Source organism: SAR324 cluster bacterium (genome assembly GCA_015232315.1).
GTDB lineage: Bacteria > SAR324 > SAR324 > SAR324 > NAC60-12 > JADFZZ01.
The window spans coordinates 1-12,586 of sequence record JADFZZ010000057.1; the positions used below are offsets into that span (position 1 = coordinate 1).

The window sequence follows — 12,586 nt, forward strand, 5'->3', positions numbered from 1 at the left end:
TTGACACATGGCCGAAAATGTGCGCAATGTCATCAACTTAAGCATTCTGAAGGGTACTGTGTTTCAATTCCCCCTTGGTTCAAGGGGGTTAGGGGGATGTAATTCCGAGCGTTAAATCCCCCATGCCCCCTTTGAAAAGGGGGACTTCCCGGCGACGAATTCCTTAAGTTGACGACATTGAAAATGTGCCCCCCTGTTTGTCTGCCGTCACAAGCGTGGATGTTGTTCGAGGAGGTAAGACTGCTATGAATGGTGACAGGGATTGGCTTTTTACTGACCGCATTTGGGGGAGACTGGGCGGTCTCCCTGTGATTCAAATGACTTCGAGAGTTTTTACTTCTTCCAGAATTGAATTTTTCTGCTCTTCAGAAATGTCGAGGAACCTTAAGCCGACATCCCAGGCTTCGTAGTCATCCGCAAGGGGTTTTCGCCAGATGACCTTGCCTTTGAGTTTAAGCGGGGTCTGCTCAATAAATGCAAACACATCTTCTCTCTGGAAATAGATTTCCACAGTGATGATCGCGTTCGCTGGCAGTTTTACGCCAATTTCAATGTGGAGTCCACTCAGGGAAATATCCTTGGTATGACCTGCCAGATGCGGCATATCTTCACGGATATAGATCTGAATCGGACTTTGAAGAGGCCAGCGTGGGTCTTCGCCTGTTTCAACAAAACGGTTACTGTCAATATCCATAATTGAATCCTTGATAGGTTTGATATTTTTCCTCACTGTTACTCAAAACAACGGGCATTTTACAAATGTCTCAATAACCTGCCAGCGGTTTTTTTGCATAATTAGATTATTTTTGTTCCAGCCTTTTACCTGAAAGTCGAAATCTGGTCACGAGTTGGTACAGTTTTGATTCAATGAACACATCCAGCAACCGCTGATCAATATGATGATCCTTGGCTTCATAGCCCAGAATATCGAGTGCCCGATCCACGGGAACAGCTTTTTTATAAGGCCGGTCCAGAGCTGTCAACGCATCATAAATATCCGCAATAGTCATCATTTTGGACTGGATTGGAATTTGTTCTGATTTAAGTCTGAGTGGATATCCACTGCCGTCCAGTTTTTCATGATGGGCATGAGCGATATCAGGGACATTGCTCAGATTTTTAGTCCAGGGAATAATCGACAGGAATTTATAGGTATGCGTTACATGCGATTCAATTTCCTTGCGATCCTGAGGATTGAGGGATCCTTTGGGTACAGACAGCGACGCGGTTTCTTCCGCAGTGAGATAGGAACGGGGCATGTTGAACATACTATAAAAATATTTTTTGTGAATTTCCTCCAGTTTTTCAAAGCCGCCCTGGGACAAAACTGTTGGTTCATTGCAGCGGATAATGAATTTAAGGAATTCATCAAGTTCTTTGAGCTGGTCTTCCATTTCACTGTGGGTTTCCGCAAAATAGGCCAGTGCTTCCTCTCTTGTTTTTGTCTGAAAAAATTCCAACTGTTTGCGTGTGTAATGCAATTCGATGGATTGTCGGATGATACGAAAACGGTCCATGACAGTTTGCTCTTCGCTGGGATAAAGTTTTTTCGACTTCAGCAGAACTTTTTCCCGAACCCCGATTTTCCCGAAATCATGCAACAGGGACGCATAGCGGATTTCATGCAATTGATCGTCTGTGAACCGGATACTGGCAAAATCGCCCGTAGACAGTCGGTTGATCTGTTCCGCCAAAGCGACTGTGAGGGTCGCGACACGGCTGGAATGTCCAGAGGTGGTAGGGTCTCTGGATTCAATAGCTTTCACACTGGCGTTGATGAAACCATCAAACAAAACCTGGATGGAATCCAGCAAACGCGCGTTTTGCAGGGCAACCGCAGCCTGTGAGGCAATAGATTCGACAGATTTGACATGCTTGTGTGTGAAAGAAACCACCTGATCCAGAATATGTTCCGGATTCTCAAGTTTGGAATACTGCTTTTTCTTACAGTTGATGAGCTGAATAACGCCAATGACCGTGTCATCGTTATTTAGCATGGGAACTGTCAGCATGGATTGGGTGCGATAGGCAATGCTTTTGTCAAATTCCCGTCCTGCCCAGCCATATTCAGCATTCTCATCAATATAATAGGCATCATCAATCAACAACGATTGTTTGGTCAAGGCCACATAGCCATAAATTGATTTCTTTGTGAGGTCGAGAGGGAAGCTACGGAATTCAATTTTTCTGGATTCGTTTTTTGCCACCTGAAAGCGGAATCGTTTGTTATGAAAATAATTTTTAGGATCTTCAGGAACATCTGGAATAGGTTCAATCAAATACAGACTGCCACCATCCGCATGGGTGATTTCCATTACTTTAGTGACAATCAGGTTCAGCAATGTATTGAGATTTTTTTCAGCGGACAGGGCCACACCGATTTCGTTCAGACGGGTTAATTCAAACGCCTGATAGTCCACCTCATTTTCCAGTTCATTGAGCCGGATGTTTTTTTGAATTCCGTGGAGTGTCGTGAGCAGTGCGTAATTCCATCGTGCGGGTGACAGCTCTGGTGAAACGACATGAATAAAAAAGTCAGGGGCTTCCCTGGGAGAAAACGTACCTGTCGTATCCAGCACAATCACGCCATACCATTGCGGTTCTGCAAACTCAGGTATTGTCCAACTCAAATAATCTGTATCGGACATGATAAACACTTCTGGCGTGGGATCAGTCGTGCCCAACTGAGACAGATCCGTGAACATCTCCCTGATCAACTCATTAACCGGAAGTTGAAAATCTATATCGTTCAGAAATTTCATGTTTTCATGAAACATGATTTTAAGGGTTTCCATGAAGCTCCTTGAATGGCCCACCGACAATTTACGGGATTAATGGTTCACTCGATGTATGTTTTCTAGCAAGTCCCCAAAGGCTTGTAAACACCACAAATCAGGATTTTGCAATAAAATATTGTTGTACCTGTTATCCATGCGCTTTTGAGTGGTGTCCGCAACGGAGATAATGTTCCGCTTGAGTCATCCTGATGATGGTACAAATGTCAGAATGGATTGTATGCTTGATATTATGATGTTGATATAAAAAGTTTTTTTCAATAGGTCAAATGTCGGATAGTATTGATGCATTTTTCATGTCAACCATAACTCGTTTTCTTTATTCATGACCCGACGTTAACCATTGATGGTATGACAAAAAGGTCGTAAATTTACAATATTTTCATTCAGGAGTAATATGAAGAAACTCAAATGGCTCACTCTTGTTCTTGTGGTTTTGTTTGCCACGGCCTGTGCGGACACCGGGGACTCAGAAAGTTCAGATAGCGATTCCAGTGAGGACTCCGAGCTTTCCCTGTCAGATAATGATTCTGAAAGCAGTGATGATTCCGGAGAATCAAAAGTAAGCACAAATGGTTTGAAAAAAAGCCACAATACCGGTCAGAATTGTCTGGGATGTCATGTGTCGGGCGGCAAAGGGGAAGGAATTTTCACTGTTGCGGGGAGTGTGTATAATTTGGGCGGCACACAAAGCAACCCTAACGGAAAAGTAACGCTTTATGACCAGTCCAATGGACAAGGTTCTGTCATTAAAGTGATTGAAATTGATGGGAACGGGAATTTTTATACCACCGAAAATATCGACTTTGGTTCGGGACTCTATGCGATTGTGCAGAGTAGTTCGGGAAACACCACCACCATGGCATCGGCAATCACCAGTGGTGCCTGCAGCAGTTGTCATGGAAATACTGTAGGCACTATCAAAGTAGAGTGATGGGGGGATGTTATTTATCCAGTGAGTCTGACATTGCGCAGGCTTCAGGGTGAGGTTTTGCACAGGCCTCAGAAAATGCGGTGATCGCCTCCTGTTTTTTGTTCAGTTTTACAAGCACCAGGCCTTTGGTATACAGGGCTTGAGCAATCCCCTCCTGAGGGGGATTCGCGTTGAGAAAGCTTTCAAGATCAGCCAATGCCTGTGGATAGGATTTCAGGGCAAGGTATGTGTTTGCGCGAAACATCAATCCTTTGGATTCTGACGGTCGTTGTTTGATATAAGTGCTGAAATCCTCCAGCGCCCCTTCAAAGTTTAGAACCTTCATGTAAGTGACCCCCCGATTGAAAACAAACGCTGGATCTGAAGAGAGCTTCAAGGCGGTGTTCAGATCTGTCAGTGCCTGTGGAAACTGATCATTGTAAGCATAAGCGACACTTTTAAGGTTGTACAGGTAAGGATTTTCTTTCTGATTCTGAAGCAGTTGATCAATATCCCCAATGGCCTGCCGGTAACGTTCGCTGTAAAGATAGGCATACGCCCGGGCTTGCAGGCTGTCGCTGTCACCGGAGTTACCATCGAGAGCTTTGGTGAAATCAGCAATAGCCTTGTTGTAGTTGCCCATGGCCAGATATGCCATGGCACGGTTTCGGTAAAGTTCCTTAAGGCCTGGAGCAAGATCAATGGCTCTATCATAAATATTGATGGCTTCCTGATAATTTTTAGCAGAAAACTGGGTATTGGCCTCCGCATTGAATTCAGCAACGCCGGGACGGTTGATCCAGTACAAACCCACCCCATTCAAACTTGCCAGGACAAACATGAGCAAAATGAACGCTGTTTTGGAAAATCCTGAAAAATGGCCTTTTGCTGAGGAGACTCTTGCGTATTTCATAGTACCTTTTTTTTGATGGATCAAACGGGAAAATGCGTTGTCAGTGACTGTAACTTTCTTTAGCAGGTAACATGTGAAATCAAAATCGGCAATTAAAAAAAACACAACCAATCGTTGGCTCCTTTCAGAAACTGTGACAGGTTGACAGTTTGAATGTGTCTTCCTGACAGAGCAAGGTACGAGCGACGAGGGACCTTAAAACATCGTGTATACGATCTCTCCGTATCCGTTCTCAATCTACGGGTAATTGTAACACCAGGTATCAATTCCTTGTTGATGTTACAAAACATGAGTCCATACGGAATGGCAAAAGAATAAGTTGTAAAAGTTTGCTCGTGCCCTACGTCCCGTGGGGGCACGTTATCCACCAGGCGAAGCTCTGCTTCGCACCCACCGGAGGTGGGGCATGGAACGGTTACGAACGTCCCGTTCGTAACCAGAAAGTTTCCTATGTTATTTTTTGAACGTTCCCACACTATTCCTGAATAACAGGTCTGTTGAACAAAATCTTGATTTGTTAACCATCTATTGTCAGTTTATGTCCTTTCTTATCACTTTAGAAGTATGACTCAACGCTGTGTTGATCCGCCAACGTCCACTAAATCATCACAATATTAATTATCCCCATGAAGTCTCTCTGTATGAAATCATTATCCGGTTTGTTGCTGGGAATGCTGTTGTGTGTGTCCCTTTCCTGGGGACAAACCCCAAAACGTTCGACAGTTCCCGCTTCCAAGGGGACGCCTCGGTCCGAGGTTCGTGAAACAACGGTTCAAACGCTTTCACCTCAATCTGATCCTTCGTTGGCTACCCAATCCAAGCCATCTGAGAACACTTCCGAAGGACGGAAAAACAAGGATTTTTCCGAGGATCTCCCGGCAACCCCCGAAGAAAAACCAGAAAAAAAAGACCGTCGTGAGGAAAATGCCGACAGGTCTGCCACGATTGTAAAACAGGATTTATCCCCTTTGGAAAAATTACTGCAGCCCACCTTAACCCTGGGGTTGTATCCGCCGGGAACTCAGCCGCCCTTACGACAATTGGGTTATGATCAGTTACGCACGGATCGGTTTTTGTTTGACCCCGTGGCGAATCCGGCACTGCCGCGAGAATATCAATTGGGACCGGGAGATGAAGTGATCCTGTATGATAGTCTGGGACAGATATTTGCGTCGGGCAGTCAGTCCTTGCAGGTGAATTCCAGCGGGATGCTGCATATTCCAGGCGTTCAAGCCTTGTCGGTCTGGAATATGAACCTATCCCAGCTCAATGAAGAATTGAAGAACAGAACCAAATTTCTCTCGGCCACCCTGGGCCAGTTACGTTCCATTCAGGTGAATGTCCTGGGGGAAGCCAATCAACCCGGCTTACACCGTGTTCCCGCCATAGCGTCCGTCCATAATATTTTATCGTTGGTGGGCGGCATCAAAAAAACCGGGAGTCTCAGACAGATTCAATGGAAGCGTGGAGAAAAACTGATCCAGGAAATTGATCTGTACCCCTATTTTTTACAGGGCCATTCCTTGGAGAATGTTCACATGCAGAGCGGTGACACTTTGTTTATTCCCTTGCTGAAAAACGTGATCGCCGTTGCCGGTGAAGTCCGGAGAACCGGAATTTTCGAATTAAAGCAGGAAACAACCCTGGAACAAGTGCTGGAGCTTTCCGGTGGGCTGTTGCCCACGGCTCATGCCGAACGCATCATGGTGGAGCGCCTCAATTCTGACGGCATTAAATCCTTTGAAACGCTGAGTCTGTCACAAAAATCGACCATCCAATCCTACGATATCGTACAAGTGTATCCGGTGGCCGATCAACGACAGCATTATTTCACTCTGGTCGGTCCTTTCAGCAACCCGGGGAGTTATGAGTATAAACCTGGATTGACCTTGGCGGAAGCGTTGCGACAGGGGGGGGAATTGTTGGATCAGGTCTATCTTGAGAAGGGACAGATTCAACGGTTTGAGTATGTGGAAAATCAGCCAGTGCCTCAACCTCAAATTATGTTGTTCTCTTATGCGGATGTTCTGCAAAAAAAAGAGATTGGCAATATGCTCATCCTGGACAAGGATGTGATTCAGTTGTTTCCGATCAATAATATGGTTTCCGTGAATGGCGAGGTGACTCAGCCCGGTTCGTATAAATTTATCCCCGGCATGACGATTGACGATTTGCTGTTTCTGGCGTCGGGGGTGAAAAATACAGCCTACCTGGGTCGGGTGGATATTATTCGCGAGTCGTTGGGATCTCCACGAAAATTGATTCGGGTGAATTTGTTTAATCCGGAAATGTTGCAAACCCCCCTGGAACCCATGGATAAGGTCACGGTCTTTGATGATAAGGAAAATAGACAGACGATCACCGTTCAGGGAGAAGTGCATGCTCCGGGTATTTATCCCTATTATGAGGGCATGAGCCTGGAGGATGCGGTGTTTCTCGCCAGTAATTTCACCAAGAACAGTTACAGGGACCGGATTCATGTGCAACGTCGATTTCAGGATGGAACCCGAGAATTGTTTAATATCACGCCGGCTGATTATACCCATTTTATTTTGCGTCCGGATGATGTGATCCTTGTTCATGGGCTGGATGTGATTCCTGCAAAACATGTCAGCATCCAGGGGAGCCCGGTACGAAATCCGGGAACCTATCCCTTTATGGACGGCATGAAAATCAAGGATCTGCTGTTTGTGGCAGGAGGACTGAATAACAAATCCATTGATTCCCACGTGTTGGTCAAACGCTGGCACTATCAGAATGATATTCTGACACGGGAATCGATCCAGGTGAGAATGGACCCCCTCACCTTCGAGACAACGCCACCCCTCATTTTACAGGAAGATGACGCGGTCTTTCTGCGACAACGCGCCGATTATCGCATACCGGGATTCGCAACAATTGCTGGAGAAGTTGTTTTTCCGGGAGGCTATGAAATCAGTCCGGGTGACCGGATTTCGGATCTGCTGGAGAAGTCCGGTGGACTTTCCAACAAAGCGTTCTTGCCGGGCGTTATTTTTACCCGAAAATTGCTGAAAATCCGGGAAGATGCCACTGATCAACGCTTACAACGGGATATTGAGCGATCTCTGTTGAAAAGCACGGTGGAAGCCTCATCCAGTATCACGTCTCCCGAAACCCATTTGCAGGCACTGGCCGCAGTCAGATCCTCTCTCAATCCACAGACACAGACACAGACACAGACACAGGTTGAAACGCAAGAAGAACTTTCGCAAGAAGAAGCCAGCAAAAAAGTGTCACAAAAAGAAGAGAGTAGAATTCAAGAACTAAATCTTGGCCGGATTGTCATCGATATGGAGGATTTGGAAAAGTTTAAAGGTGGTCCGGAAAATTTTGAACTCATGGATGGTGACACGCTCACGATTCCGCCGCTGATCAATACCGTCCTGGTGAAAGGAGAAGTTCGTGGGGAAGCGTCCTTTTTGGTCCGCCCCGAGACCACGGCCTGGGATTACCTGGAGATGTTGGGAAATCCAGGATCATTGGCTAAAATCGAGGACACCTATGTCATTCGGCCCAATGGTTTTGTGATTTCCGATTTGGATCATTATACGATTCGAGAGGGGGATATCATTGTGGTTCCAGCCGATCTGTCACCACGGGAAAGTACTTTAAAGGAAACCGCTACCGTGGTGGATATCATCTTCAAATCCCTTGCCACGATCCTGACGGTGGTGGTGCTGGCCGTGACCTTGTAGCGACGGATACCATGACCGAAGGGCCTCTTCATATTTTGCAGATGAATGGACGTGCTGATCTGAGTGGCGGCCCCGTTTACATGGTTCGACTGATTCGGCATTTGCCGCAACACTGGCGGCATACGGTGATGTGCCCTTCGGTGACTACCGGGATTCTTCCTGAATTGAAAACCTGCCCGAATGTCCGGTTGGTCCTAAAAAATCTGCGCTATTTGTCCATCCTCCAACTGATTCAACTGCTGGTCTGGGTTCGGCGGGAAAAATTCGATTTGATCCATTCCCACGGAAAAGCCGCCGGCATTTATGCCCGAATTATTGGCCGGCTCACGGGGATTCCTGTCATTCATCATTTTCATGGAATCCATTATCGGCAGTACTCTTCCTGGTTGCAATGGCTGTATCTCAAGCTGGAAAAAAAGCTCACCCAATGGTCTGCCAAGGTGATCTGTGTTTCAGAAAGCGAACATCAGGAAGCGCTGGCACTCCGCTTATTTCAAGCGCATCACGCCGTTGTGATCAAAAACGGAGTCAATCCGGAACAATTTGTCCATAAAACGGCGCAGTCGCTGGAACTTCGTCAGCGCCTGGCAATTCCCGAACAGGCCCGGATTCTGCTGTCTGTCACGAGGATGTGTTATCAGAAAAACGTGGAATTGATGCTGAAAATCCACGAGCGCTTATGCACCGTTTATCCCTCCCTGTATCTATTACTCCTTGGTGTCGCGGCAGATGATCCGGCTTTTCGGCAAAGTGCCGGGAGTTCCTCAGTCGTGCATCAGATCATTCCCTTGATACAGATCCAGGATGTGAGTCCTTATCTGAACCTGGCCGAGGTGTATCTCAATACCTCGCGCTGGGAAGGCATGTCCCTGGGGTTGATTGAAGCCATGGCGACAGGACTTCCCGTGGTATTGAGCGATGTGGTGGGCAATCGGGATGTGTTGCGAAAAATCCGGCAACCGGGTTTTTTGATCCCGGAGGAGAATATTGACGAATATGTCCGGCAAATTACCTACTTGCTCGATCATCCGCAGGCCGCCTCACAGATCGGCCAAAGTTTGCGTCAGTTGATTTTACAGGAATATACCATTCAGCAAAACGCGGATGCCATCGCTCAATTATATACCGACATTTCCGCGGGTGGATGGGATTGTGCTTAGTGTGACGCTTTGGGGCGTGATCGCGTTTGGCGTTCAGACACTATGCGGTTTGCTGTTGCCCGTCCTGTTTTCCCGTCATTCTCAAATTGAACTGTATGGTTCGTTTTCCTTCTTTTTCTGGTTGATCCATCCCGCGATGTGGCTGGATTTTACCGGAAATCTGAATGCGGGACTGTTGAGTCGTCTGCCGCGCATATCCCGCTTTCATTTCAGTCAAGTGGCTCGTTATTACAGTGCCACCATTCTCTGGTGGTTCCTGATCTGGGCAGGGATGTGGGTTGCGGTCCGGTGGGAAGCTGTTTCGTTTTTTTCGGAGTGGGAATTGGTGGGATTGCTGGCTGTTCCCGTGATGGTCGCCATCGGCTACTATGGTGTGGTGCATCAATATTATCAGCAAAAACTGACAGCCGTGTACCACTACCAAATTCTGCTGGGAATCTCCTGGGTGGCTGGCATAGGGCTTTTTTCAGAAACGCAGTCTCTTTCACGAGCCACATGTTATAGTACCTTGGGGACAGGACTGTTGTTTGTGTGGATCACTTTCAGACACCTTTCCCTGAGCCTTGAACCTCCTGGACGGAATCTAAATTTAAATCAGGAATTGGTGGATAAGCAGACTGACGCGGAAGTGGTTTTAGCCCGGCAAAAACCATGGACGGCGGTTTATGGATGGAAAAATTATGTACGGGATACGGGCCGCAGTCTGACCCAACAATCGTTGTTTTTTTTTCAAACCGCGTTGGGCATCATGGCCTTGCAGGTGGATCGTTTGCTGATTGCCCATTTGTTTTCCTGGACGGTGGTTTCCTGGTATGTCATTCCCATCGGCCTGCTGTTCAAATATCCCGCCCTGGTCTCGTTTTTCAACAAGCCATTGATCACCCGACTCTCGTTTATGTTGCATCAGGAACAGGACACCGCGAATGGTTCCCCACGTAAGGATTCCATTTCTTCGCAATATCCAGAGGTACAACGCTGGTTCCTGATAATTTCCCTGGGAAATCTGGTCTGTGGAAGTTTGCTGATGTATGGCGTGATGTGGGTCTATCAGCCGCTGGTGTCATGGTGGCTCACCCCTGAATTTGCCCGGGAATCGTGGGTGGTGGTTCGTCCTGTCATGGTTTGTTTACCCTATGCGGTGCTGATGATGACCGGTCAAATCTTCATGGTGGCCTTGAAACAGGATCGTTTGTTCAACGGTGTGAGCATTGCCTGTACCGTATTCCATTGGGGAATGCTGGGACTGGGGGGCTATCTCCGGGGCCTCAACGGCATTGGCTTGGGGTTCGTAGCGGAAGCACTGACCGGCCTGGGACTGCTGTTTTATTTAAGCTGGATTTTCGGTGTGTTCCGGTTCGTCCTGGGAGTGGCGGTGATGTCTTTCATTTTTTGGAATTTGGCGTTGTTTGAAACAGGATTAACTTTTTTTAATCTGGATTTCATGTAACGGATCTAAGCGTTTCTACATGGGATGATTCACTTATCATTTTTATCAATAACTGAATTTGTCCTTGCATCTTGTGGGGCGCATGAATATCCACTTTTTTCATTTAGAGGGCGTGACCTTGCATTAATTTGGAAAATCACGAATGGTACGCAAGGGACGCAACTTGGCCCGAATGAAAAACCTTCCTAAAAAGGCTCGAATGATGATAACAATCAGGAACATTGGTATGTGTTAAAAACACATCACCGATGAAATCAGTATGTTGAAAAAGCATTGCATTTCAAATAGTTTCCCATTTTCAATCCCACTTATCAGGGGTTGATCAAGTGGAACTGTATGACTCCAATTCATCCCTTTCTTCCCGTCAACCGTTAGTCCCATTCCCGATGCGAATATCCCGGGTGAGTTGAAAGAAATCCCAGGAGATTATCACCGGGAAAATCGCCTAAGTACTGCACCCCATAAGTCAGGCAACAATGTCTGGACTTATGCGGATCCGTATGTTCTCGTGGTTGTCCTTCCCGCGCAGGCGGGAATCCAGCCCCCTGTCTGAAGGACTGGATGCCTGCCTACGCCGGCATGACAAGTTTGCGTAAGTCCTGATGTTGTTCAATTGATGGGGCGTTGTACTAAGTTTGTTCTTGCGTTTTGGGATGAGCCGGAATATCCATTTTCTCTATTGAAAGTAGGTAGTGTTGTTTTGTTCTGAAAACCCGAAGATAACACAAAGCTTGACAGGGATGAAATGGGGACTGAAACGGAGGTCGCGATGTTTAACGACAATATTTTTGAACAATGGCTGGATAACCAGGCCAATCTCCTGATCACCAAAATCGGCGATGGCGTTGGGCTTTCTTCAGAGGAGATGATGATTTTGGTCCTGAAAGCTCAAAGCAATCATTTTCATCATCTGGATCAGGAACTGCGGGAAGAAATCCAATTGGTCCGGGAAGAAATTCATGAAGAATCCAAACGTAGCCGGGAAGAAATTCATGAAGAATCGAAACGCAGTCGGGAGGATTTCCGGCAAGAAATCCAATTGGTCCGAGAGGACATGGATCGGCGCTTTGAACAGGTCGATAAACGATTTGAACAGGTCGATAAACGTTTTGAACAGATCGATAAACGTTTTGAACAGGTCGATAAACGCTTTGATGCCCTGATTGCCCGGATGGATCGGTTTATGCTTTGGTCCTTGGGACTGACGGTTTCCTCCACCTTCCTCATTCTCGGATTCATGTTTACCCAGTACAAATGAATATTACGGGTGTGCCCGCTTATGAATATGCGTCCCGGTCATTGACATTGATCGCACCCAACTGATTTATTAATGGGAAAAAGACCAGACAAAATGCTTCACATCAAACGGAACCACTGCCCTTCGAGTGGGACGTCCTGAACCCAGGCTGGAGTCAGTGCGAAACTTCCCAATCCCGCTGAAATTCGACTTGCCTCTGCCTGGATATGGATTTCAATGGAGGAAAAAAGAGGAGATCGCCCAAGATCAAGACCGAAACAAGCTCCCTTAACGATTCAGGACCGACTGTCTGATGCACGACAACGCCTACAAAAACCTTTTCAGCCATCCGGAACTGGTGAGAGATTTACTCCAGGGCTATGTCGACGAAGCGTGGGTGAAACA

The 12,586-nt window shown here is 46.8% G+C and carries 8 protein-coding genes; 5 read left to right on the plus strand and 3 right to left on the minus strand.

Annotation, left to right across the window (positions count from 1 at the left end):
- Positions 1-313: 313 nt before the first annotated feature.
- The gene (locus tag HQM11_20610) at positions 314-694 is read right to left on the minus strand and encodes a PilZ domain-containing protein (protein ID MBF0353441.1); all 381 of its coding nucleotides are present in this window, start codon (positions 692-694) and stop codon (positions 314-316) included.
- A 106-nt stretch (positions 695-800) separates the two neighbouring features.
- Entirely contained in the window at positions 801-2,795 is a 1,995-nt protein-coding gene (locus tag HQM11_20615) for a GAF domain-containing protein (GenBank protein ID MBF0353442.1), read from the minus strand.
- Positions 2,796-3,192: 397 nt separating this feature from the next.
- Between HQM11_20615 and HQM11_20620 the strand changes: the two genes are divergently transcribed.
- The gene (locus HQM11_20620; GenBank protein MBF0353443.1) at positions 3,193-3,729 is read left to right on the plus strand and encodes a hypothetical protein; all 537 of its coding nucleotides are present in this window, start codon (positions 3,193-3,195) and stop codon (positions 3,727-3,729) included.
- A gap of 10 nt (positions 3,730-3,739) precedes the next feature.
- Here HQM11_20620 and HQM11_20625 read toward each other — a convergent pair whose 3' ends face one another.
- The gene (locus HQM11_20625) at positions 3,740-4,621 is read right to left on the minus strand and encodes a tetratricopeptide repeat protein (protein MBF0353444.1); all 882 of its coding nucleotides are present in this window, start codon (positions 4,619-4,621) and stop codon (positions 3,740-3,742) included.
- Positions 4,622-5,262: 641 nt separating this feature from the next.
- On the opposite strand from HQM11_20625, the gene HQM11_20630 reads away from it, so the two are divergent.
- The 4 genes from HQM11_20630 (at position 5,263) to HQM11_20645 (ending at position 12,202) form a co-directional block, all read left to right on the plus strand.
- Positions 5,263-8,337 carry an SLBB domain-containing protein gene (locus HQM11_20630; protein MBF0353445.1) on the plus strand — a complete coding sequence of 1,025 codons (3,075 nt, stop codon included), beginning with the start codon at positions 5,263-5,265 and terminating at the stop codon, positions 8,335-8,337.
- Positions 8,338-8,348: 11 nt separating this feature from the next.
- Positions 8,349-9,497, plus strand: a complete 1,149-nt coding sequence (locus HQM11_20635; protein ID MBF0353446.1) for a glycosyltransferase family 4 protein — start codon at positions 8,349-8,351, stop codon at positions 9,495-9,497.
- The gene (locus tag HQM11_20640; protein MBF0353447.1) at positions 9,442-10,944 is read left to right on the plus strand and encodes a hypothetical protein; all 1,503 of its coding nucleotides are present in this window, start codon (positions 9,442-9,444) and stop codon (positions 10,942-10,944) included. Before HQM11_20635 ends, HQM11_20640 begins: the two co-directional genes overlap by 56 nt.
- 745 nt (positions 10,945-11,689) lie before the next feature.
- Positions 11,690-12,202 (plus strand): hypothetical protein, encoded by a 513-nt coding sequence (locus tag HQM11_20645; GenBank protein MBF0353448.1) that lies wholly within the window; start codon positions 11,690-11,692, stop codon positions 12,200-12,202.
- Positions 12,203-12,586 lie beyond the last annotated feature (384 nt).